Genomic DNA, 23,053 nt, shown 5'->3' on the forward strand with positions numbered 1-23,053 from the left:
ACCACTGCGGGTGACAGGATGCCGCACCGCCGGCGGCAGCGCTCGCTCAGTAATGCGGCGGGGGCGGTTCCTCGGACGGATCGGCATAGAACGGGCTGCCGCCGGCCTTCAGCTCCTCCAGCGCGCGCCGCAGCAGCTCGGCCTGGCGCGCATTCTCCAGGCGCGCGGCCGCAAGCGCATCGCTGAGTTCGGCCAGGGCGCGCTCCTGGAACGCGAGCCGGGTCTCCAGCTCCACCAGCCGCGCCTCCAGGGCCTCCGGCAGCGCCCCGCTCATGGCCGCTGCACCGAACGCCCGCGGCCGATGCCGTAGTAGGCCAGGCCCGCGGCCTCGACTTCGGGCGGATGGTAGAGGTTGCGGCCGTCGAACACCGCCTTGTCGGCCAGGGCTGCGTGCAGCCGGGCGAAATCCGGGCTGCGGAACTGCTTCCACTCGGTGACGATGGCCAGCGCATGCGCCCCGTCCAGCGCCGCCTGCGCCGACTCGCACAACACCAGGTCGTCGCGTTCGCCGAACACGCGCCGCGCCTCGCCCATCGCCTCCGGGTCGTAGGCGCGCACCCGCGCGCCGGCCTCCCACAGCTGCGCCAACAGGCGGCGGCTGGAGGCCTCGCGCATGTCGTCGGTGTTCGGCTTGAACGCCAGCCCCCACACCGCGAAGGTCTTGCCGCGCAGCGCGTCGGCGCCGCCGTAGTGGCGCGCGATCAGCTCGAACAGATGGCCCTTCTGCGCGTCGTTCACTGCCTCCACTGCCTGCAGCAGGCGCGGCGTCACCCCGTGCTGCTGCGCGGTGCGCGCCAGCGCCTGCACGTCCTTGGGGAAGCACGAGCCGCCGTAGCCGGCGCCGGGATAGATGAAATGCCAGCCGATGCGCGGGTCGGAACCAATGCCCTGCCGCACCATCTCCACGTCCGCGCCGACGCGCTCGGCGATGTTGGCGATCTCGTTCATGAAGCTGATGCGCGTGGCCAGCATGGCGTTGGCCGCGTACTTGGTCAGCTCCGCCGAGCGCACGTCCATCACCACGATCCGCTCGTGGCTGCGGTTGAACGGCGCATACAGGCGGCGCAGCTTCCCGACCGCGGCCGTGCTGTCCGCGCCGATCACGATCCGGTCCGGGCGCATGCAGTCCTCGACCGCCGCGCCCTCCTTGAGGAACTCCGGATTGGACACCACGTCGAAGGCGACCTCGACCCCGCGCGCGGCGAGCTCGGCGGCGATGGTCTCGCGCACCCGGTCGGCGGTGCCGACCGGGACGGTGGACTTGTTGACCACGATCGCCGGATGCGACAAGTGCCGGCCGATGGTGCGGGCCACCGCCAGCACGTGACGCAGGTCGGCGCTGCCATCCTCGTCGGGCGGCGTGCCCACGGCGATGAACAGGAGCTCGGCCTGCGCGATCGCCTCTGCGGCCTCGGTGGTGAAGGCCAGGCGGCCGGCCGCCTGGTTGGCCGCAACCATCGGCGCCAGTCCCGGCTCGTAGATCGGCACGCGGCCGGCCCGCAACGCGGCGATCTTGTCCGCGTCCACGTCCACGCAGGTCACGTGGTTGCCGACCTCCGCCAGACAGGTGCCGGTGACCAGGCCGACGTAGCCGGTGCCGAAGATGCTCACGCGCATGGACGACGTTCCTTCCGCAGGCGCGCAGCCGGGGCGGCTGCGCGCACAGCCTCGTGGACGAGCGTTACTGCTTGACGATCTCGAGCAGCTCGACCTCGAACACCAGGGTCTGGTTCGGGCCGATCGGGCCGCCCGGCGTGCCGCGCTCGCCGTAGCCGAGCTTGGCCGGGATCCACAGCCGGTACTTGCTGCCCACCGGCATCAACTGCAGGCCTTCCTGCCAGCCCGGCACCACCTGGCCGAGCGGAAACACCACCGGCTCGCCGCGGTCGTAGGAGCTGTCGAAGGTCTTGCCGTCGAGCAGGGTGCCCTTGTAGTGCACGCGCACCACATCGTTCGCCTTCGGCTTCGGGCCCTTGCCCTCGGTGATCACCTGGTACTGCAGGCCCGAGGCGGTGGTCACGATGCCCGGCTTCTTGGCGTTGTCGGCCAGGAACTTCTGCCCGTCCTCGAGGTTCTTCTTGGCCTCGGCCATCATCTTCGCGATCTGCTTGGCCTGCAGCTTCTGGCCGAAGCTCTCGCGGATCTTCTGCGCCTGCTGCTCGTCGAGCAGCGGCTTGCCGCCCTCGAGCGAGGTGCGCATCGCCTTGACCAGCGTGTCCAGGTCGATCTCGTCCTTGACCGGATCGAGCGACTTGGCGATGTCCATGCCGATCATGTAACTGGTCTGTTCCTTCTCGGTTTCCAGACCGGCGATCGCGGCGGTCTTGCCGTCCGCCTCGGCCGCGGCCTTGTCCGCGGCGGGCTTGTCGGCCGGCGGCTGGCAGGCCGTGGCGAGGGCGGCCAGGGCCGCGGCGGTCAGCGCGAAAGTGCGCGAGACGTGCTTGCTCAAGGGAAAGCTCCTTTGCGGGGCGCGGACGCAGGAGGCGCCCGCCGGGGGGATCACTTGCGGATGTCGAGCAGCTCGACGTCGAAGACCAGCGTGGCGTTGGGGCCGATCCCGGGCGGGCCGTTCTCGCCGTAGGCGAGTTCGGCCGGGATCCAGAAACGGTACTTGCTGCCCACCGGCATCAGGCCCACGCCCTCGGTCCAGCCCGGGATGACCTGGTTCAGCGCGAACTCGGCCGGCTGGCCGCGCTCGTAGGAGCTGTCGAACACGGTGCCGTCCAGGCGCGTGCCGTGGTAGTTCACGCGCACCACGTCGGTCGGCTTGGGGCGCGGGCCGGCGCCCTGGCGCAGGACCATGTACTGCAGGCCCGACGGCGTGGTGTACACGCCCTTCACGGTCTTGTTCTTCGCCAGGAACGCCGCGCCTTCCTGCTTGTTCTTCTGCGCCAGCGCCGCGGCCTCGGCCTGCATCTTCTCCTGCAGACGACGCGAGAAGGACTGGCGCAGCGCATTGGCCTCCTCGTCGGAAAGCAGCGGCTTGCCGCCGGCGAGCACGGTACGCACGCCCTGCAGGAACAGCGGCAGGTCGAACTCCGCCTTGATCGGCGCCAGCGAGCGGCCCACGTCGGTGCCCACCAGCAGCCCGACCTTGTCCTTCGCCACCTCGGGCACCGGCTGCCCGGGCTGCGCGCGGCCGCTGCGCGCGGCGATGCGCTGCATCAGGGCCTGGGCCACGTTGCGGCTCTCGGCCTCGTCGAGCAGCGGTTTGCCGCCGGCGAAGGCATTGACGATGGCGCGCTCGAACGCGGCCATGTCGAGGTCCGGGCCCACCGGCGAGATCGAACGGCCCACGTCCAGGCCGATCATGTAGCCCACCTTCTCGCGCTCGGTGGCGAGCGTGGTCTTGTCCTGCGCGACGGCGAGGGAAACCGCGGCCAGCGCCGCGAGGGTCAGCAGCGCGGCGACGCCGCGCATCAGGGCCTTCATCCGGATCACTCCTGTGGGTACGGGGCCGCGCGAGCGCGGCGACCGGGCATTGTCGCGGTCGGAGCGGTCGGCGGCAATCGTCCGGCGCGGGTGTCGTTCAGCGCGGCTTGCGCGGCGCGGGCCGCGGCGCCTCGAGCGCGCGTTCGATCGCGGCGACCACGGCCGGATCGTCCGGCTTGATGCGGGTGCCGAAGCTCGCGATCAGCCTGCCGTCGCGGCCCACCAGGTACTTGTGGAAGTTCCACTTCGGCGCCTCGCCCGCCGCGCGCGCCAGGTCGCGGTACAGCGGCGTGGCGTTTTCGCCGACCACGTGCACCTTTTCGTACATCGGGAACTTGACCCCGTAGGTGAGCGTGCAGAACTCGCGGATCTGCGCCTCGTCCTCGAACTCCTGCTCCTTGAAGTCACCGGACGGGAAGCCGAGCACGGCGAAGCCCTGGTCCTTGTATTTCGCGTGCAGGGCCTCGAGCGCCTCGAACTGCGGGGTGAAACCGCACTTGCTGGCGGTGTTGACGATCAGCAGCACCTTGCCGGCATGAACCTCGGCCAGGTTGACCGGGGTCCGGCCGGCGAGCGGACGGTAGCTGCGATCCAGCAACCCGCCCCCGGCGGCCAGGGGCGCGGCCGCCAGACAGAGGGAGAACACAAGGAAAAACAATGACATCCTGCGCATGGCGGCATCTCCGGCGAGGTGAGTGCCACTGTAACAACCGGGCCGGTGTCCTGCCCGCCCGGAAGCCGGGCTGTGCCATCAGTTGGGGGCCCTGGGCTTGACCTTGGGCATTTTGGTGTTATAGTTGCCTACAACACAGATCACCCCCGAGCAGGACGTCCCCATGAACCGCAAGCTCCACAACACCGTCGCTGCCTTGTCGGTCAGCGGCGTGCTGCTGGCCCTGGCGCTGATCACCGCGGTGCCGGCACCGGCCGCCCGTGACGTGGACACGGCGCAGGTCGCTCCCGCCGCCGCCCCCGAAGCCGGGACGGCCCTCGGCCAGGCCGAGCCGCAGCCGCAGCCCGCCCGCCGCGGGGGCAGCGCCGGCAAGCGCAGCAGGCACGGTCTGGCCATGCCCTTCTTCTCCTTCGCGCCGCGGGGCTGAGCCATGACCGCGATCCAGTGGAGCGATGGCGCTCCGATCTACCGCCAGCTCAAGGAGCGCGTCGTGGCGATGATGCTCGACGGCGTGCTCAAGCCCGGCGACCCCCTGCCCTCGGTCCGGCAGGTCGCCGCGGAATACCAGCTCAACCCGATCACCGTCTCGCGCGCCTATCAGGAACTGGCGGACGAGGCACTCGTCGAAAAACGCAGGGGGCTTGGCATGTACGTCACGGAAGGGGCTCCCGAGAAACTGCTCGCCAGCGAACGCGAACGCTTCCTGCGCGAGGAATGGCCCGCGGTGCTCGAGCGCATCCAGCGCCTGGGCCTGTCGCTCGAACAGCTGCTGCGCGACGCGGGAGGCAAGCGATGAACGCCGCCAACCGTCCCGTGGTCCGCGCCCGCGGCCTGCGCAAGGCCTACAGGAACAAGCTGGCGCTGGACGGCACCTCGTTCGAGATCGAGGCCGGGCGCATCGTCGGCCTGATCGGCCCCAACGGCGCCGGCAAGACCACCGCGCTCAAGGCGCTGCTCGGCCTGATCCCGTTCGAGGGCGAACTCGAGGTGCTCGGGCTCGACCCGCGCACGCAGCGCGACGAGCTGATGCGCGATGTCTGCTTCATCGCCGACGTGGCCGTGCTGCCGCGCTGGATGCGCGCGCGCGAGGCGATCGAGTTCGTCGCCGGCGTGCACCCGCGCTTCGACCGCGGCAAGTGCGAGCGCTTCCTCGCCAACACCCAGATCAGGCCGGAAATGCGCGTGCGCGAGATGTCCAAGGGCATGATCGTGCAGCTGCACCTGGCGCTGGTGATGGCGATCGACGCCCGGCTGCTGGTGCTCGACGAGCCCACCCTCGGCCTGGACATCCTGTACCGCAAGCAGTTCTACCAGCGCCTGCTGGAGGACTACTTCGACGAGGAGAAGACCATCATCGTCACCACCCACCAGGTGGAGGAGATCGAGCACATCCTGACCGACGTGATGTTCATCCGCGACGGCCGGATCGTGCTCGAGTCGCCGATGGATGGCGTGGGCGAACGCTATGTCGAGCTCCTGGTCAACGCCGACCGCGCCGAGGAGGCGCGCGGCCTGAAGCCGATCGACGAGCGCGCCCTGCCCTTCGGCAAGACCGTGATGCTGTTCGACGGCGTCCCGCAGGAACGGCTGGCCGCGCTGGGCGAAACCCGCACCCCGGGCCTGGCCGACCTGTTCGTCGCCACCATGAAAGGAACCTACGCATGAATGCCGTGAGCCACGGGTCGGTGCACCCGACCCACACCTACCGACTGCTGCTCAAGCGCGAGTTCTGGGAACACAAGGGTGGCTTCTTCTGGGCGCCGCTGGTGGCCGGCGCGATCTTCCTGCTGCTGGCGCTGATGGGCATCGGCGCGGCCGAGATCGCGGCCCGGCGCGCGATCGAGTCCGGCCACGAGATCCAGATCGACGGCGAGGTGATGATCAACGGCATCGACCTCGGCATGGTCACGCGCAAGCTCGGCCCCGAGGAGATGCAACACCTCGCCGGCGGCGTGGACCTGAGCCTGATCATGGCCTCGAGCTGGCCTTTCATCGTGCTGACGTTCGTGGTGTTCTTCTACTGCCTCGGCGCGCTCTACGACGACCGCCGCGACCGCAGCGTGCTGTTCTGGAAGTCGCTGCCGGTCTCCGACCGCGACACGGTGCTGTCGAAGGTGGCCAGCGCCACCCTGGTCGCGCCGCTGCTCGCGGTGGCCGCCGCGGTCGCGACGATGTTCGGCTTCCTGCTGCTGATGAGCGTGCTGGTGCTGTTCCACGGCGGCAACCCGTTCCTGCTGCTGTGGGGCCCGGGCAGCCCGCTGACCGTCGCCGCCAAGCTCGTCGCCCTGATCCCGGTCTATGCACTGTGGGCGCTGCCGACGGTCGGCTGGCTGCTGCTGTGCTCGGCCTGGGCGCGCAGCAAGCCGTTCCTGTGGGCGATCATGATCCCGGTCTTCGCCGGCATCTTCGTCAGCTGGTTCGACCTGATGCAGCTGTTCAACCTGGAGACCGTCTGGTTCTGGAAGAACGTCGTGGCGCGGCTGCTGCTGAGCGCGGTGCCGGGCAGTTGGCTGGACGTGGCCCGGTTCGACCATGTCGAGATTGACGGCCCGCGCCAGATGGCCGACCTGATCCTGGACCTCGGCGCCAGCTACTCGGTCCTGGGCACGGCGCAGCTGTGGGCCGGGGTGGTGGCGGGCGCGGCCATGATCCTCGGCGCGATCCGCCTGCGCCGCTGGCGCGACGAGGGCTGAGGCATCGTTCACGCAGCACGCTCCGGCCCGCCGCGGCGGGCCGGAGTCCTTCCAAGGGAGACACCCCGCATGAAATCCTTGTTCCTGCTCCCGCTCGTGCTGGCCCTGGCAACGGTGCAGGCCGGATGCCGCCAGGAGGAGCCGAAGTCCGAACGCAAGTCGCTCGTGGACCGCGTGCAGGCCGAGGTCGAGGCCGGCCTGGCCGAAGCGCGCAAGGAGCTCGCCACCAAGCCGCTGGAACTCAATGCCGGCGGGCAGCCCGAGGCGACCATCGCCGCCGACGGCACCTTCCGCATCGCCGGCAAGGAAGTGGAAGTCACGCCGGAACAGCGCGCGCTGTTGCAGGCCTACCACAAGGAACTGCTCGCCGTGGCCGAGAGCGGGATCGAGATCGGCGGCCAGGCCGCCGCGCTGGCCGGCACCGCGGTGAAGGAAGCGCTCGCGAACGTGTTCACCGGCGACGAGGCGGCGATCGAGGCCAAGGTCGAGGCCGAGGCGAGGAAGATCGCGAGCGAGGCCATGAAGCTGTGCGACCACCTCGAAGGCCTGAGGGCCGCACAGGACCGGGTGGCCGAGGCCCTGCCCGCGTTCCGCCCCTACGCCCGCCTCGACCAGGCCGAGATCGAGGAGTGCCGCAAGGACGCGGCCGAACACGGCTGACGGCGCCCCCGCAACCCCGTCGCTGCCGCGCAGGCGGGAGCGGCGGGGCGTTTCGCTAGCCGCCGGACACGCCCTCGCGGATCCCCCCCCGGGTCAGCGCCGCGGGGTCCAGCAGCTTGCGCAGCGTCTTCTCCGGCAGGCCGGTCATCTCGCGCGCGACCTCGAGCACCGGCCGGCCCTCGGCGTAGGCACGCTTGGCGATCGCCGCGGCCTGCTCGTAGCCGATCACCGGATTGAGCGCGGTGACCAGGATCGGGTTGCGGTCCAGGGCCGCGGCCACGCGCTCGCGCCGCACCTTCAGCCCCGCGATCGCGCGGTCGGCGAGCAGGCGCATCGCATTGGCCAGCAGCGCGATCGCGTCGAGCAGGTTGGCGGCGATCAGCGGCAGCATCACGTTGAGCTGGAAGTTGCCGCTCTGCCCGGCCACGGTGATCGCGACGTGGTGGCCCGTCACCTGCGCGCAGACCATGCACACCGCCTCCGGGATCACCGGGTTGACCTTGCCCGGCATGATCGAGGAACCCGGCTGCAACGCCGGCAGCTCGATCTCGCCCAGGCCCGCCAGCGGGCCGGAGTTCATCCAGCGCAGGTCGTTGGCGATCTTGGTCAGGGCCACCGCCAGCGCGTTCAACTGTCCCGACAGCTCCACCGCGTCGTCCTGGGCGGCGATGCCCTCGAACCTGTCGGCGGCGGACACAAAGCGCGTCCCGGCCAGGGCCGACAGCGCCTTCGCCATGCGCGCGCCGAAGCGCGGATCGGCGTTGATGCCGGTGCCGACCGCGGTGCCGCCGATCGGCAGGCGCCGCAGGCGGGTCAGCGCATCCTCGATCCGCGCCTGCGCCGAGGCCAGCTGCGCCGCCCAGGCGCCGAACTCCTGGGCGAAGGTCAGCGGCATCGCGTCCATGAGGTGGGTGCGGCCGGTCTTGGTGATGCCGCGCAGGGCGCGCGCACGGCGCTCGATGGTGCGGCGCAGGTGCTTCAGCGCCGGCAGCAGGTCCTCCACCACCGCCAGCTGCGCCGACACCCGGATCGCGGTCGGGATCACGTCGTTGGAGCTCTGGCCGAGATTGACGTGGTCGTTGGGGTGGGTCTTCCGGCCCGCGCGCGTGGCCAGCGTGGCGATCACCTCGTTGGCGTTCATGTTGCTCGAGGTGCCCGAGCCGGTCTGGAACACGTCCACCGGGAAATGCGCGTCGTACCGCCCCTCCGCCACCGCCAGCGCCGCGGCGCGGATCGCGCGCGCCTGCGCCTGCGGCAGCAGGCCCAGGCCGGCGTTGACCTCCGCCGCGGCGGCCTTGACCAGGCCGAGCGCGCGGATGAAGCCTCGCGGCATCGGCCGGCCGGAGATCGGGAAGTTCTGCACCGCGCGCTGGGTCTGCGCGCCCCAGAGCGCGTCGGCGGGGACGCGCAGCTCGCCCATGCTGTCGTGCTCGATGCGGAAGCGTTCGGGAGTCCTTGCGGCCATGCGTGATCTCCGGGGAAGCACCGCGGGCCCGCCCGCCACGGGGCCGGCCCCGCGCCGGGAGGACGCGAGGGCAGCATACGCCGCGACCGTTTAGAATTGGCGGTCTTTGCCGCTCCGCCGCCGCCCATGTCCGACGCCCGCCTGCTCGCCCTGTCCCCGCTCGACGGCCGCTACGCCGCCAAGGTGGACGCGCTGCGCCCGATCTTCTCCGAGTACGGGCTCATCCGGGCGCGGGTGAAGGTCGAGGTCGAGTGGCTGATCGCCCTGGCCGAGGAGCCGGCCATCGCCGAGCTGCCGCCCTTCCCCACCGCCGCCACGTCCCGCCTGCGCACGCTGGCGGAAGGCTTCTCGCCGCAGGACGCGGCGCGGGTCAAGGAGATCGAGCGCACCACCAACCACGACGTCAAGGCGGTCGAATACTTCATCAAGGAACGCCTGCGCGACGACGCCGAACTGGCCCCCGCGCTGGAGTTCGTGCACTTCGCCTGCACCAGCGAGGACATCAACAACCTCAGCTACGCGCTGATGCTGGAGCAGGCGCGCGCCGCCGTGCTGGTGCCGGCGCTCGACGGCATCGTCGCCACCCTGCGCGGGATGGCGCACGCGCACGCCGCGCAGCCCATGCTCTCGCGCACCCACGGCCAGACCGCCTCGCCCACCACGCTCGGCAAGGAGCTCGCCAACGTGGTCGCGCGCCTGGAGCGGCAGCGGGCGCAGATCCTGGCGGTGGAACTGACCGGCAAGATCAACGGCGCGGTCGGCAACTACAACGCGCACGTGGCGGCCTACCCGGAGGTGGACTGGCCCGCGTTCGCGCGCCGCTTCGTCGAGCGCCTGGGGCTGGTCTTCAACCCCTACACGACCCAGATCGAGCCGCACGACACCGTCGCCGAGCTGGGCGACGCGGTGCGCCGCGCCAACACCATCCTGATCGATTTCTGCCGCGACGTCTGGGGCTACATCTCGCTCGGCTACTTCCGGCAGAAGCTCAAGGAAGGCGAGGTCGGCTCCAGCACCATGCCGCACAAGGTCAACCCGATCGACTTCGAGAACGCGGAAGGCAACCTCGGCGTGGCCAATGCGCTGTTCGAGCATTTCGGCGCCAAACTGCCGATCAGCCGCTGGCAGCGCGACCTCACCGACTCCACCGTGCTGCGCGCGCTCGGCACCGCCTTCGGCCATACCCTGGTCGCGCTCGATTCGCTGGACAGGGGCCTGGGCAAGCTCACCGTGGCCCCCGAGCGCCTGGCCGAGGACCTGGACGCGGCCTGGGAAGTGCTGGCCGAGGCGGTGCAGACCGTGATGCGCCGGCACGGCCTGCCCAATCCCTACGAGCAGCTCAAGGCCCTGACCCGCGGCCAGGGCATCACCGAGGCGGCGATGCGCGAGTTCATCGCCTCGCTCGAGCTGCCCGCGGACGCGAAGCAGCGCCTGCTGGCGATGACGCCGGCGAGCTACACCGGCCTGGCCGAGCGCCTGGCGCGCGAGATCTGAGCGCGCCCACCCGCCGCGGGCGCGACGGCGCATGCCGTGCGTTGCGACAGGCGGGCGCTTCCGGGTCGGGATGGCTCAGGCGACCTGCTGCTTGCCGTTGCGCTCGGCCTCGTGCGCAGCCTGCACCGCCGGCCGGGCGGCAATGCGCTGCTGGAACTGCGCCAGCGCCGGAAACCCGGACAGGTCGAGCTTCACGTAGCCCGCCCAGTTGGTCACCGTGTACAGGTAGGCGTCGGCCACGCTGAAACGCTCCCCGAGCAGGTACGGCTGCCGCGCCAGCAGCGCCTCCAGCAGCGCATAACGCTTGCGCAGGTAGTCCTGCCGTTCCTGGCGGACTTGCGCCGGAGCGTTCGGATCGAACAGAGGGCTGTAGGCCTTGTGGATCTCGGAGTTGATGTAGCCGAGCATCTCCTGCAGCCGGTAGCGCTCGAACGTGCCGTTGGCGGGCGCCAGCCCGGCCTCGGGCCTGAGGTCGGCCAGGTACTGCACGATCGCCGGCCCCTCGGTCAGCACCTGGCCGTCGTCCAGTTCCAGCGCAGGCACGTAGCCCTTGGGATTGATCTCCAGGAAGTCGCGCCCGGTTTCGGTGCGCTTGGTCCGGGTGTCCACCTTCTCGAGCTGGAGCGGGATGCCGAGCTCGCGGGCGACGATGTGCGGAGAGAACGAGCAGGCGCCGGGGGAGTAGTAGAGCTTCATGCGATGGTTTCCTTTGCGTGGGAGGGAGGGGCGTCCAGAGCTTCGCGCTCCAGATCGGACAACAACGACTGCATCAACGCCGTCGCGCTGCGATGGCGCAGATTGGGGGCGATCTGGCCGCTCCACAGCGAGACCAGATCGGTGCGTCCGGCCGCGATCGCCGCCGGGCGCAACTGCGAAACGAACCAGCTGGCGGTCGGGAACGGCGGCAGCTGCGCGATGCGCGGCGCCATCTCCTCGGTCCAGCGGTTGCGCACGCCGCGCGCCAGGCGTCCGGTGAAGGCACGGGTGAGCGTGGTGTGCTGCGCGCGGTCGCTGAAGAGGACGTCGCGGTGCGCGTCGGTGGTGCCGGATTCCTCGCAGGCCAGGAACGCCGTCCCGATCTGCACCGCCTGCGCACCCAGCGCGAACGCCGCCCGGGTGCCGCGCGCGTCGGCGATGCCACCGGCTGCGATCACCGGCGTGCGCACACGCGCCGCCACCAGTTGCACCAGCGGCAGCGTGCCCATCAGCGACTCCTCGGCGCGGGCGAGGAACGACGGCCGGTGTCCGCCCGCTTCCGCGCCAGTGGCGACGATCAGGTCGACGCCGGCGTCTTCCAGCGCCTGCGCCTCGGCGATCGAGGTCGCCGCGCCGATGGTCACGATGTCGCGACGGCGGCACTCGGTCAGGATGCGCGGCGACGGGATGCCGAACACGAAGCTGAAGGCCGGCGGGCGCGCTTCCAGCAGCGCGTCGATCTGCTCGTCGTAGCGCGGATGGCCACGTTCCGGCGGCACCGGCTTGTCCAGCCCCAACTCGCGGAAGTACGGCGCGAACAACGGCCAGGCGCGCTCGAAGGTGTCGGGCTCGATGCGGTCGCCGCCCTCGTCGTGGTCGCTCACCCACAGGTTCAGCGCAAACGGCTTGTCGGTCAGCGCGCGGATCTCGTCCGCGACCGGCCCGATGCGCTCGGGCGGCAGCATGTGCGCGCCGTAGGAACCCAGCCCGCCGAGGTTGGCGACGGTGGCAGCGAGCTTCGCCGTCGACAACCCGCCGCCAAACGGCCCCTGGATGATCGGGTGGTCCACGCCGAGGCGGCGCGTAACCTCGTTGACCCTGAAGCTGTTCATGTGCGTCCTTCGCTTGCCGGTGCGTGGCGTATCCTAGAGCAACTTGGTAACTGATATATACCTTCTAACTGGCTACTACCATCAAAATGTGGTAACCAGACGGTTACCGAAGTCGAAAGAAGACGAGAAGGAACACGCCCATGGGCCTGCCGCTGCGCAAGAGCAAAGTCGTCGCCCCGGCACCGACCTGCCCGCTCACCGAATGCATGAGGCTGTTGCGCGGGGCATGGGCGCCGAACGTCATCTGGTACCTGAGCGGCGAGCCGCGCCGCTTCGGCGAGCTGCGTCACGACATCCCGCGCATCTCCGCGCGCGTACTGAGCGCGCGCCTGCGCGAACTGGAGGCCAAGGGCGTGGTGACGCGCCGCGTGCTCGATACCTCGCCGCCTTCGGCCGAATACGCCCTGACCGACCTCGGGCGTGAACTGGTCCCGGCGATCCATGCCATCGTGGAGGTGGGCAAGAAGCTCAAGGCCGCGACCGCCACACGGAGTCGACCGGCCGCGAAGTAGAATTCGCGCCCCTTCGACCGAGGCCGCCGCTCGCCGGTCCCCACGGGCACGGCGGCGCCTGATCCAGTTCTGCGGGCGGGGGCATGACGAGATTGCGACGGCTGGATGAGCCGCCGCCCCTCACAACCGCAACAGCAGAATGGATCCCGGCGTTCGCCGGGATGACGATCCAATGCAAGAACAGAAGCAGAAACAGACGCCGACGCAGTCGGGCAAGCCCGGGGCCGCCCGCGCGAAGACGGGCAGGCACACGACGCCGCCCGTCGCGGCGAAGGCCGCCCGGCGCGCAGCCCCCGCCACAAAGGCGGCGAAGGGCAGCGTGCGCAAGGCCGCGCAGGCCCTGCCCATCGAAACCGACGCCGCCGCGCAGCCGCCGCTGGGCATGCCCGCGGAACGCTTCCTGCGCGACTACTGGCAGAAGCGGCCGCTGCTGGTCCGCAACGCCTTTCCCGGCTTCGTCTCGCCGATCGCGCCGGAGGACCTGGCCGGCCTGGCCTGCGAGGAGGGCGTGCTGGCGCGGCTGGTGCGCCACGACCGCGCGCGCGACGCCTGGTCGCTGCAGCACGGCCCGTTCGACGAGGCGCTGTTCCCCGCCCTCGGCGACCGCGACTGGACCCTGCTGGTGCAGGACGTGGACAAGTGGGACGCGGACGTGGCCGCGCTGCTGCCGGCCTTCGGCTTCCTGCCGCGCTGGCGCATCGACGACATCATGGTCTCGTTCGCCGCCACCGGCGGCTCGGTCGGCGCGCACGTGGACCAGTACGACGTGTTCCTGCTCCAGGCCCACGGCCATCGCCGCTGGCTGATCGACGCCTCGCCGTCGCCGTCCACCGAGTTCCGCGACGACGTCGAACTCAAGCTGCTGCGCGAGTTCCATCCCACCCACGAGTGGGTGCTCGCCCCCGGCGACATGCTCTACCTGCCGCCCGGCGTGCCGCACCACGGCGTGGCCGAGGACCCGTGCCTGACCTTCTCGGTGGGCATGCGCGCGCCGAGCGCGGCCGAACTGCTGGGCGACTACGTGGACACGCTCGCCGCCACGGCCGACGAGGCGCTGCGCTACCGCGACCCCGACCTGGCCCCGCCGGCCGATCCGAACGAGATCGACGCCGCCGCGATGCAGCGCGTGGTCGAGGCGCTCAACGCCCTGCGCATGAACGACCCCGACCGGCTGGGCGACTGGTTCGGCCGCTACATCACGTTGTACCGGAATGCGATGGAGGTCGTTCCGGCCGGCGAGCCGCCGCCGCGGATCGAGCTGGAGTGGGACCTGGCCCATGGGGCATGCCTGCAACGGCACCCGTGGTCGCGCATGGCCTGGCGCCGCGCCGGCAAGGGCGCCCGGCTGTACGCCAACGGCCGGGCCTACGCCGTCCCGGTGCGCGACGCGCAGCGGCTGGCCGCCGCCGCCGCGCTGGACGGGGCGCAGTACGACGCGCTGTCGCAGGCCGGGCGCGACGCGGTGTTCGACCTGCTCTGCGCCGGCCATTACCGGCTCCTGACCGACGAGGAAGCGTGAGCCCACCATGAGCGCCGAACCCCGCCCCTTCCATGTCGAGACGGTGGCCTGGGAGACCGCCGCGGACGAATTGAACGCGGTCCGCACGCGGGTGTTCGTCGAGGAGCAGCAGGTGCCGGCCTCGCTCGAGCGCGACGGGCTCGACCCGCAGTGCGTGCATGTGATCGCCCGCACCATCGACGGGGCCGCGATCGGCGCCGGCCGGCTCACCCCCGACCACCGCATCGGCCGCATGGCCGTGCTGCGCGAGTGGCGCGGCCGCGGCGTCGGCCAGGCGATGCTCTCGGCCCTGGTCGCCGAGGCGCGCCGGCACGGCTGGCGCGAGGTCACCCTGCACGCGCAGGCCCCGGCGATCGAGTTCTACGCCCGCAACGGTTTCGTACCGGTGGGCGAGCGCTTCATGGAAGCCGGGATCGAGCACCAGGCCATGCGCCGCGACCTGGCCGGTGCGCACGCGGTCGAGACCCGCGACGACGCGGTGGCCGTGACCGAGGCCCTGGTCCGCGGCGCGCGCCGCCTGCTGTGCATCTATACCCGCGACCTCGACCCGGGCCTGCTGGACGCCCCGCCCGTGCTCGAGGCGCTGCGCACCCTCGCCGTCTCCGGGCGCGGGGTGGAGGTGCGGATCCTGCTCCAGGACGCCAGCACGCCGCAGCGCGACCACGCCCCGCTGCTGGCCCTGGCCCAGCGCCTGCCCAGCATCTTCCTGTTCCGCGAGGTGGACGATCCGGTGGATCGGTCCTACCCCTCCGCCTACATCGCCAGCGACGCCGGCGGCTACTACTTCCGCGGCCTGGGCCACCGTTTCGACGGCGAGGCCGACCTGCACGCCCCGGGCCGCGCGCGGCAGCTGCGCGACGACTTCGCCGCGGTCTGGGAACGCGCGCGGCCGGTGACCGAATACCGCGCGCTCGGGCTCTGATCCGCCGCCCAGTCCCCGCGCGCGAGCGCCCCAGCCGTTATACTTTCCGTCCTTTCGCGCCCGATTCAGGCGCGCCCGGCCGGGGCCTTCAAACCCTCGTCCGATCAACCACTTGCCCCCACCGAGCAGCCTGACCCGATCGTGGACAGTCTTCTGAAGCAGTTTGCCCAGTCCTCGCAACTCGGCGCCAACGCCGCCTACCTCGAGGAGCTGTACGAGCAGTACCTGGCCGCCCCCGACAGCGTGGGGCCCGAATGGAAGGCGTATTTCGACGGGTTCAAGGGCCGCGAGGCCGGCGACGTCCCGCACTCGGCGGTGATGGCCCAGGTCGCCGCAGCCGGCCGCCTGGCCGCGCGCGGCCTGCTCGCCGCCCCGGCCGGCGCGGCCGACGTGCGCGAGTGCGCAGTGGCCAAGCTGATCACCGCCTACCGCTCGCGCGGCCACCTCGCCGCCAACCTCGACCCGCTCGGGCTGCTGGAGAAGCCGGCCGCCCCCGACCTCGAGCTCGGTTTCCACGGCCTGTCCGAACGCGACCTCGGCGACGAGTTCTCCACCGGCGGCGTCGGCGGCCGCGACCGCATGAAGCTCGGCGAGCTGGTGAGCCTGCTCAAGGCCACCTACACCGGCCCGATCGGCGCCGAGTTCATGCACATCACCGACGTCGAGCAGCGTCGCTGGATGCAGGAACGCCTGGAATCGGCCGCCGGCAACTACCGCCGCACCCGTGAGCAGAAGGCGCGCATCCTCGAGCGCCTGACCGCGGCCGAAGGGCTCGAGCGCTACCTGCACACCAAGTACGTCGGCCAGAAGCGCTTCTCGCTCGAAGGCGGCGACAGCCTGATCCCGCTGCTCGACGTGATGATCCGCCGCGCCGGCGAACAGGGCGTCAAGGAAGTCGTGATGGGCATGGCCCACCGCGGCCGCCTCAACGTGCTGGTCAACACCCTGGGCAAGCCGCCGCGCAAGCTGTTCGACGAGTTCGAGGGCAAGTTCGAGCACGCCCACGACGACCGCGCCCACACCGGCGACGTGAAGTACCACATGGGCTTCTCCGCCGACGTGGCCACGCCGGGCGGCCCGGTGCACCTGGCCCTGGCCTTCAACCCCTCGCACCTGGAGATCGTGGACCCCGTGGTTGCCGGCAGCGCGCGCTCGCGCCAGCTGCGCCGCGGCGACAGCGAGCGCAAGGCCGTGCTGCCGGTGCTGATGCACGGCGACGCCGCCTTCGCCGGCCAGGGCGTGGTGATGGAGCTGTTCCAGATGTCGCAGGCGCGCGGCTTCGCGGTCGGCGGCACGGTGCACATCGTCATCAACAACCAGGTCGGCTTCACCACCAGCGAGCGCCAGGACGCGCGCTCCACGCTGTACTGCACCGACGTGGCCAAGATGGTCGGCGCGCCGGTGCTGCACGTGAACGGCGACGACCCGGAAGCGGTGGCGTTCTGCGCCGAGCTCGCGCTCGACTTCCGCCAGCGCTTCGCCAAGGACGTGGTCATCGACCTGGTGTGCTACCGCCGCCACGGCCACAACGAGGCCGACGAACCGGCGGCGACGCAGCCGGTGATGTACCGCAGGATCCGTTCGATGAAGACCACGCGCGAGCTGTACGCCGAGCGCCTGGCCGCCGAGGGCGCGGTCTCCGCCGACGAGGCGAAGGCGCTGGTGGACGGCTACCGCGCCAAGCTCGACAAGGGCGAGGTCACCACCGAGCTGGTGCAGGTCAAGAGCGACGAGTTCACCGTCAACTGGTCGAAGTACCTCTCCGGCAGGCTGTCCGACCCAGTGGACACCACGGTCGAACGCGCCACGCTCGACCGCCTCGCGCGCGCGATCAACACCGTTCCGGACACGGTCAAGCTGCATCCGCGCGTGGCCAAGATCTACGAGGACCGGCAGAAGATGGCCGCCGGCGAGCTGCCGGGCGACTGGGGCTTCGCCGAAAACCTCGCCTACGCCACCCTGCTGGCCGAGGGCTACAAGCTGCGCCTGGTGGGCCAGGACAGCGGCCGCGGCACCTTCTTCCACCGCCACGCGATCCTGCACGACCAGGCCACCGACGCCTGCTACCTGCCGCTGCGCGAGCTGGTCGAAAACAAGGAACACGTGACCATCGTCGACTCGCTGCTGAGCGAGGAGGCGGTGATGGCGTTCGAGTACGGCTACGCCACCGCCGACCCGATGACGCTGGACATCTGGGAGGCCCAGTTCGGCGACTTCGCCAACGGCGCGCAGGTGGTCATCGACCAGTTCCTGTCCTCGGGCGAGGCCAAGTGGGGCCGGCTGTGCGGCCTGGCGCTGTTCCTGCCGCACGGCTACGAGGGCCAGGGCCCGGAGCACAGCTCGGCGCGCCTGGAGCGCTTCCTGCAGCTGTGCGCGCTCGACAACATGCTGGTCTGCGTGCCCACCACCCCGGCGCAGGCGTTCCACATGATCCGCCGGCAGATGCGCATGACCACGCGCAAGCCGCTGGTGGTGATGACGCCGAAGTCGCTGCTGCGCCACAAGCTCGCGGTCTCGACCCTGGACGAGCTGGCCGGCGGCGGCTTCCAGCGCCTGATCCCCGACACCACCGCCACGGCGAAGAAGCCGCGCCGCGTGGTGGTCTGCGCGGGCAAGGTCTATTACGACCTGCTCGAGGAAGCGCAGAAGCAGGACATCAAGGACGTCGCCCTGGTGCGGGTGGAACAGCTGTACCCGTTCCCGCGCCAGGAGCTGGCGACCGAGCTCAAGCGCTTCGCCTCCACCGCCGAGGTCGTGTGGTGCCAGGAGGAGCCGCAGAACCAGGGCGCCTGGTACCAGATCCAGCACCACCTGCGCGCCTGCCTGCAGCCGAAGCAGACCCTCCATTACGCCGGCCGCCCGCGCTCGCCCTCGCCCGCCGCCGGGCATTTCGCCGAGCACGTCGCCGAGCAGGCGCAGCTCGTCGCCGATGCCCTGGTCAATCCGGTCAACGGCGACGCCAGCCCCGAATGACATTCCAAATCTAGGACGCCCACCATGGCCATCGAAGTCAAAGTCCCGGTCCTGCCCGAATCCGTCTCCGACGCCACCATCGCCACCTGGCACAAGAAGCCCGGCGATGCGGTCAAGCGCGACGAGAACCTGCTCGACCTGGAGACCGACAAGGTCGTGCTCGAGGTGCCGGCGCCGGTGGACGGCGTGCTCAAGGAAATCAAGTTCGAGAGCGGCGCCACCGTCACCAGCCAGCAGGTGATCGCGCTGATCGAGGAAGGCGCGGTGGCCGCGGCCGCAGCGCCGAAGGCCGAGGCCAAGGCCGAGGCGGCCAAGCCCGCGCCGGCCGCCGCCGCGCAGGCCGAGCCGGCCAGGGCCGCCGCGCCGGCCGGGCTGGAGTCGCTGCCGCCGGGCGCGCGCTTCACCGCGGCGAAGGAAGGCATTGACCCGTCGCTGGTCGAGGGCACCGGCCGCCGCGGCGCGGTGACCAAGGAGGACCTGCTCAACTACGCCGCCGGCCGCACCGCCGGCGTGGCCGGCGGCGCGCGTCCCGAGGAGCGCGTGCCGATGACCCGCATGCGCGCCCGCATCGCCGAGCGCATGATGCAGTCGAAGAACTCGATCGCCATGCTGACCTCGTTCAACGAGGTCAACCTGGGCAAGGTCGTGGCGATGCGCAAGCAGCTCGGCGAGCAGTTCGAGAAGGCCCACGGCATCAAGCTCGGCTTCATGAGCTTCTTCGTGAAGGCCGTCGCCAACGCCCTGCAGCGCTTCCCGATCATCAACGCCTCGGTGGACGGCAACGACATCATCTACCACGGCTACGCCGACATCTCGGTCGCCGTGGCCACCGACAAGGGCCTGGTCACGCCGGTGCTGCGCAACGCCGAGCGCATGTCCTTCGCCGAGATCGAGGCCGCCATCGCCACCTACGCCAGGCAGGCGCGCGAGGGCGGGCTGAAGCTGGAGGACCTGCAGGGCGGCACCTTCACCATCACCAACGGCGGCACCTTCGGTTCGCTGATGTCCACCCCGATCGTCAACCCGCCGCAGAGCGCGATCCTGGGCATGCACGCGATCAAGGAGCGGCCGATCGCCGAGAACGGCCAGGTCGTGATCGCGCCGATGATGTACATCGCGCTCTCCTACGACCACCGCATCATTGACGGCAAGGACGCGGTGCTGTTCCTGGTGGACATCAAGAACCAGCTCGAGAACCCGCACCGGATGCTGCTGGGCATGTAAGCACGAGGAGTGAGTCCACTTCTCCCCACTCGCTTCTCTCCCGGGAACACGCAAATGGCAGAACAATTCGACGTCATCGTCATCGGCGCCGGCCCCGCCGGCTACCACGCCGCGATCCGCGCCGCGCAGCTGGGGATGAAGACCGCGTGCATAGACGCCGCGCTCGGCAAGGACGGCAAGCCGGCGCTGGGCGGCACCTGCCTGCGCGTGGGCTGCATCCCGTCCAAGGCGCTGCTCGACTCCTCGCGCCAGTTCTGGAACCTGTCGCACATCTTCGGCGAGCACGGGATCAGCACCCAGGCTGCTTCGATCGACGTGCCGACGATGATCGCGCGCAAGGACAGGATCGTGAAGCAGTTCACCGGCGGCATCGCCCAGCTGTTCAAGGCGAACAAGGTCACGCCGTACTACGGCTTCGGCGTGCTGCACCCGGGCAACGTGGTCAAGGTCAAGCAGCACGACGGCAGCGAGGTCGAGCTCAAGGGCACGAACGTGATCCTGGCCGCCGGCTCGGATTCGATCGAGCTGCCGTTCGCCAGGTTCGACGGCAAGCACATCGTGGACAACGTCGGCGCGCTGGACTTCGAGGAAGTGCCCAAGCGCCTGGGCGTGATCGGCGCCGGCGTGATCGGCCTGGAGCTGGGCAGCGTGTGGAACCGGCTCGGCGCGCAGGTGACGATCCTCGAGGCGCTGCCGAACTTCCTCGCCGCCGCCGACGCCGAGGTGTCGAAGGTCGCCGCGCGCGAGTTCAAGAAGCAGGGCCTGGACATCCGCCTCGGCGCCAAGGTGAGCAAGGCCGAGGTGAAGAAGGGCGAGGTGCACGTCACCTACGCCGACGACAAGGGCGAGCAGACCCTGGTCGTGGACCGGCTGCTGGTGGCGGTCGGCCGCCGCGCCGCGACCCGCGGCCTGCTGGCCGAGGACACCGGGGTGAGGCTCGACCAGCGCGGCTTCATCGAGGTGGACGAGCACTGCCACACCGGCGTGGACGGCGTGTGGGCGATCGGCGACTGCGTGCGCGGGCCGATGCTGGCGCACAAGGGCTTCGAGGAAGGCATCGCGGTGGCCGAGCTGATCGCCGGCCTGCCGGGCCACGTCAACCTCGAGACCATCCCGTGGGTGATCTACACCGAGCCGGAGATCGCCTGGGTCGGCAAGACCGAGGAGCAGCTCAAGGCCGAGGGCATCCCGTACAAGGCCGGCAGCTTCCCGTTCGCGGCGGTGGGCCGCGCGGTGGCGATGGCCGAGCCGGCGGGCTTCGTCAAGGTGCTCGCCCACGCCGAGACCGACCGCGTGCTCGGCATGCACCTGGTCGGCGCCAACGTCTCCGAACTGGTGCACGAGGGCGTGCTGACCATGGAGTTCAAGGGTTCGGCCGACGATCTGGCCCGCATCTGCCACGCCCATCCGTCGCTGTCGGAGGCGGTGCACGACGCGGCCATGGCGGTGCACAAGCGCGCCATCCACAAGGCCAACTGAGTGCCGTGAGCTTCATGGTCGGCAGCGGGAAGGCCATGCCCATGCGCGACACGCCGCAAGTACATCCATGTAGGCTCTTCGGCGGCATCCATGCCGCCGAAGGTCGCGCATGGGCATGGCCTCCCCGCTGCCCCGCGGTTCCATCGGCTTGATGCGTTCCATCTGTGTCTACTGCGGCTCCAACACCGGCAGCAGGCCGGCTTACGCCGAGCGTGCGATCGCGCTCGGCACCCGGCTGGCGCGCGAGGGGCTCACCCTGGTGTACGGCGGCGGCAACGTCGGCCTGATGGGGCTGCTCGCCGATGCGGCGCTCGAGGCCGGCGGCGAGGTGATCGGCGTGATCCCGGAGCAGCTGGTGGAGTGGGAAGTCGCCCACCAGGGGCTCACCCGCCTGGAGGTCGTGGCCAACATGCACGAGCGCAAGGCGCGCATGTTCGACCTCGCCGATGCGTTCATCGCCCTCCCCGGCGGTTTCGGCACGCTCGACGAGATGTTCGAGATGCTGACCTGGCGCCAGCTCGGCCTGGGCGACAAGCCCTGCGCCTTCCTCGACGTGGAGGGCTTCTACGACCCGCTGCTGGCGATGCTCGACCGCATGGTCGCCGAGCGTTTCCTGCACCCCGACCAGCGCCGCGACCTCTGGCACGGCGAGGATCTCGACGGACTGCTGGCCTGGATGCGCGCCTACCGCCCGGCACAGGCCAGCAAGTGGATTGACGAGAGACGGCGCAACGCACTGCGATGACGACCATTCCCGCCACCTTCGACGCCTTCCGGATCCACGACGACGCGGCGGGCTACCGCAGCGGCCTGGAGCGCCTGTCGCTCGACGCGCTCTCGCCCGGCGAGCTGGTGATCCGAGCCGCGTACTCGTCGGTCAACTACAAGGACGCGCTGGCCGGCACCGGGAAGGGCAAGATCCTGCGCCGGTTTCCGCTCGTCGGCGGCATTGACGTCGCCGGCCACGTGGTCGCCTCGACCGACCCGCGGTTTCGCGAAGGCGATGCGGTGCTGGTCACCGGCTGCGGGCTGAGCGAGACCCGCGACGGCGGGTATTCGGAATACGTGCGCCTGGAGGCGCAGTGGGCGATCCCGCTGCCGGCCGGGCTGGACCTGCGCGAAAGCATGATCCTGGGCACCGCCGGCTTCACCGCGGGCCTGGCCCTGTTCCGCATGCTGGAGAACCGGCAGACGCCGGCGCTGGGGCCGCTCGCCGTCACCGGCGCGACCGGCGGCGTGGGCTCGCTGGCGGTGGACATCTTCAGCCGTGCCGGCTTCGAGGTGCATGCGATCAGCGGCAAGGCCGAGCATGCCGGCTATCTGAAGTCGCTCGGCGCACGCGAAGTGCTCGGCCGCGAGGCGCTGGCGACGACGCGACCGCTGGAGTCGGCGCGCTTCGGCGGCGGCCTGGACAACGTCGGCGGGCCGATGCTGGCCAGCCTGCTGGCGCAGACCAGCCCCTACGGCAACGTCGCCAGCGCCGGCCTGGCCGCCTCGGCCGAACTGCACGCCACGGTGATGCCCTTCATCATCCGCGGCGTATCGCTGCTCGGGGTGGCCTCGGCCGGCACCGCGCGCGAGATCCGCGAGCGGATCTGGCAGCACCTCGCCGACGATTGGAAGCCGCGCCACCTCGACCGCATCTGCACCGCCGAGGTCACGCTGGCGGAACTGCCCACGGTGTTCGACCGGATGCTGGCAGGCGGTTCCCTCGGCCGCACGCTGGTGCGGCTGTGAGGCCCGCGGCCCGGTTTGCGCCCCGCGCCGCCGCCGCTACAATCGCTCGACCACTGGGGACTCCGACATGGCGCGCATCCTGATCGTGGACGATTCGCCCTCGCAGCTGATGGGCATCCGGCGGATCGTCGAGAAGCTCGGCCACGAGGCGCTGACCGCCGAGGACGGCGCCGCCGGCGTCGAGGCGGCCAAGCGCGAGCTGCCGGACCTGATCCTGATGGACGTGGTGATGCCCAACCTCAACGGGTTCCAGGCCACCCGCACCATCACCCGCGACCCGGCCACCAAGCACATCCCCGTGGTGCTGGTCACCACCAAGGACCAGGACACCGACCGGGTCTGGGGCATGCGCCAGGGCGCGAAGGCCTACATCACCAAGCCCTTCAGCGAGAACGAGCTGGCGGACATGATCCAGCAGATGCTGGGCAACGACCCCGGCGCGCCGGCGCCGGAGGCGTAAGC

At 70.6% G+C, this 23,053-nt stretch carries 23 protein-coding genes; 15 read left to right on the forward strand and 8 right to left on the reverse strand.

Features of this window, described 5'->3' with window-relative positions:
• Window positions 1-46: 46 nt before the first annotated feature.
• The 5 genes from FPV26_RS03555 to FPV26_RS03575 form a co-directional block, all read right to left on the reverse strand.
• Window positions 47-274, reverse strand: a complete 228-nt coding sequence (locus FPV26_RS03555; protein WP_147652341.1) for a SlyX family protein — start codon at window positions 272-274, stop codon at window positions 47-49.
• A complete protein-coding gene (locus FPV26_RS03560; protein WP_147652342.1) occupies window positions 271-1,617 on the reverse strand; it encodes a UDP-glucose dehydrogenase family protein in 1,347 nt (448 codons plus the stop codon). Before FPV26_RS03560 ends, FPV26_RS03555 begins: the two co-directional genes overlap by 4 nt.
• 64 nt (window positions 1,618-1,681) lie before the next feature.
• Complete coding sequence (bamJ, locus tag FPV26_RS03565; RefSeq protein ID WP_147652343.1) at window positions 1,682-2,449, reverse strand: BamJ family beta-barrel-assembly machinery protein; 768 nt, start codon at window positions 2,447-2,449, stop codon at window positions 1,682-1,684.
• Between the two features lie 50 nt (window positions 2,450-2,499).
• A complete protein-coding gene (locus tag FPV26_RS03570; RefSeq protein WP_147652344.1) occupies window positions 2,500-3,432 on the reverse strand; it encodes an FKBP-type peptidyl-prolyl cis-trans isomerase N-terminal domain-containing protein in 933 nt (310 codons plus the stop codon).
• Between the two features lie 97 nt (window positions 3,433-3,529).
• Window positions 3,530-4,096: a glutathione peroxidase gene (locus tag FPV26_RS03575; protein ID WP_246109196.1), complete on the reverse strand. Its 567-nt coding sequence runs from the start codon at window positions 4,094-4,096 to the stop codon at window positions 3,530-3,532.
• Window positions 4,097-4,268: 172 nt separating this feature from the next.
• Between FPV26_RS03575 and FPV26_RS03580 the strand changes: the two genes are divergently transcribed.
• The 5 genes from FPV26_RS03580 (at window position 4,269) to FPV26_RS03600 (ending at window position 7,458) form a co-directional block, all read left to right on the forward strand.
• Window positions 4,269-4,532 (forward strand): hypothetical protein, encoded by a 264-nt coding sequence (locus FPV26_RS03580; protein WP_147652346.1) that lies wholly within the window; start codon window positions 4,269-4,271, stop codon window positions 4,530-4,532.
• Window positions 4,533-4,535: 3 nt separating this feature from the next.
• Window positions 4,536-4,901 (forward strand): GntR family transcriptional regulator, encoded by a 366-nt coding sequence (locus FPV26_RS03585; protein ID WP_147652347.1) that lies wholly within the window; start codon window positions 4,536-4,538, stop codon window positions 4,899-4,901.
• The gene (locus tag FPV26_RS03590) at window positions 4,898-5,770 is read left to right on the forward strand and encodes an ABC transporter ATP-binding protein (RefSeq protein WP_147652348.1); all 873 of its coding nucleotides are present in this window, start codon (window positions 4,898-4,900) and stop codon (window positions 5,768-5,770) included. The genes FPV26_RS03585 and FPV26_RS03590 overlap by 4 nt, the downstream gene beginning before the upstream one ends.
• Window positions 5,767-6,798, forward strand: a complete 1,032-nt coding sequence (locus FPV26_RS03595; RefSeq protein WP_147652349.1) for a hypothetical protein — start codon at window positions 5,767-5,769, stop codon at window positions 6,796-6,798. Before FPV26_RS03590 ends, FPV26_RS03595 begins: the two co-directional genes overlap by 4 nt.
• Before the next feature lie 69 nt (window positions 6,799-6,867).
• A complete protein-coding gene (locus tag FPV26_RS03600) occupies window positions 6,868-7,458 on the forward strand; it encodes a DUF2884 family protein (protein ID WP_147652350.1) in 591 nt (196 codons plus the stop codon).
• 55 nt (window positions 7,459-7,513) lie between these two features.
• Here FPV26_RS03600 and FPV26_RS03605 read toward each other — a convergent pair whose 3' ends face one another.
• Window positions 7,514-8,923 carry a class II fumarate hydratase gene (locus FPV26_RS03605; RefSeq protein WP_147652351.1) on the reverse strand — a complete coding sequence of 470 codons (1,410 nt, stop codon included), beginning with the start codon at window positions 8,921-8,923 and terminating at the stop codon, window positions 7,514-7,516.
• Window positions 8,924-9,049: 126 nt separating this feature from the next.
• On the opposite strand from FPV26_RS03605, the gene purB reads away from it, so the two are divergent.
• Complete coding sequence (gene purB / locus FPV26_RS03610) at window positions 9,050-10,417, forward strand: adenylosuccinate lyase (protein ID WP_147652352.1); 1,368 nt, start codon at window positions 9,050-9,052, stop codon at window positions 10,415-10,417.
• A gap of 75 nt (window positions 10,418-10,492) precedes the next feature.
• On the opposite strand, the gene gstA is transcribed toward purB, so the two are convergent.
• Both gstA and FPV26_RS03620 read right to left on the reverse strand, forming a co-directional pair.
• Complete coding sequence (gene gstA / locus FPV26_RS03615; RefSeq protein ID WP_147652353.1) at window positions 10,493-11,113, reverse strand: glutathione transferase GstA; 621 nt, start codon at window positions 11,111-11,113, stop codon at window positions 10,493-10,495.
• Entirely contained in the window at window positions 11,110-12,225 is a 1,116-nt protein-coding gene (locus FPV26_RS03620) for an NAD(P)H-dependent flavin oxidoreductase (protein ID WP_147652354.1), read from the reverse strand. The genes gstA and FPV26_RS03620 overlap by 4 nt, the downstream gene beginning before the upstream one ends.
• A gap of 140 nt (window positions 12,226-12,365) precedes the next feature.
• Here FPV26_RS03620 and FPV26_RS03625 point away from each other — a divergent pair, with 140 nt between their 5' ends.
• The 9 genes from FPV26_RS03625 (at window position 12,366) to pilH (ending at window position 23,051) form a co-directional block, all read left to right on the forward strand.
• Entirely contained in the window at window positions 12,366-12,737 is a 372-nt protein-coding gene (locus FPV26_RS03625) for a winged helix-turn-helix transcriptional regulator (RefSeq protein ID WP_147652355.1), read from the forward strand.
• Between the two features lie 172 nt (window positions 12,738-12,909).
• Window positions 12,910-14,256 carry a JmjC domain-containing protein gene (locus FPV26_RS03630; RefSeq protein WP_147652356.1) on the forward strand — a complete coding sequence of 449 codons (1,347 nt, stop codon included), beginning with the start codon at window positions 12,910-12,912 and terminating at the stop codon, window positions 14,254-14,256.
• A gap of 7 nt (window positions 14,257-14,263) precedes the next feature.
• Window positions 14,264-15,178, forward strand: coding sequence for a GNAT family N-acetyltransferase (locus tag FPV26_RS03635; RefSeq protein ID WP_147652357.1), 915 nt, complete (start codon window positions 14,264-14,266; stop codon window positions 15,176-15,178).
• Between the two features lie 141 nt (window positions 15,179-15,319).
• Complete coding sequence (locus FPV26_RS03640; protein WP_147652358.1) at window positions 15,320-18,151, forward strand: 2-oxoglutarate dehydrogenase E1 component; 2,832 nt, start codon at window positions 15,320-15,322, stop codon at window positions 18,149-18,151.
• 24 nt (window positions 18,152-18,175) lie between these two features.
• Window positions 18,176-19,375, forward strand: a complete 1,200-nt coding sequence (sucB, locus tag FPV26_RS03645; RefSeq protein ID WP_147652359.1) for a dihydrolipoyllysine-residue succinyltransferase — start codon at window positions 18,176-18,178, stop codon at window positions 19,373-19,375.
• Between the two features lie 54 nt (window positions 19,376-19,429).
• Complete coding sequence (lpdA, locus tag FPV26_RS03650) at window positions 19,430-20,854, forward strand: dihydrolipoyl dehydrogenase (protein WP_147652360.1); 1,425 nt, start codon at window positions 19,430-19,432, stop codon at window positions 20,852-20,854.
• A gap of 151 nt (window positions 20,855-21,005) precedes the next feature.
• Complete coding sequence (locus tag FPV26_RS03655; protein WP_147652361.1) at window positions 21,006-21,599, forward strand: LOG family protein; 594 nt, start codon at window positions 21,006-21,008, stop codon at window positions 21,597-21,599.
• On the forward strand, window positions 21,596-22,591 hold the full coding sequence (locus FPV26_RS03660) for a YhdH/YhfP family quinone oxidoreductase (protein WP_147652362.1): 996 nt from the start codon (window positions 21,596-21,598) through the stop codon (window positions 22,589-22,591). Before FPV26_RS03655 ends, FPV26_RS03660 begins: the two co-directional genes overlap by 4 nt.
• A 67-nt stretch (window positions 22,592-22,658) precedes the next feature.
• Entirely contained in the window at window positions 22,659-23,051 is a 393-nt protein-coding gene (gene pilH / locus FPV26_RS03665; protein WP_147652363.1) for a twitching motility response regulator PilH, read from the forward strand.
• Window positions 23,052-23,053: the final 2 nt, after the last annotated feature.

The organism is Vulcaniibacterium gelatinicum, assembly GCF_008033445.1.
Classification (GTDB): domain Bacteria; phylum Pseudomonadota; class Gammaproteobacteria; order Xanthomonadales; family Xanthomonadaceae; genus Vulcaniibacterium_B; species Vulcaniibacterium_B gelatinicum.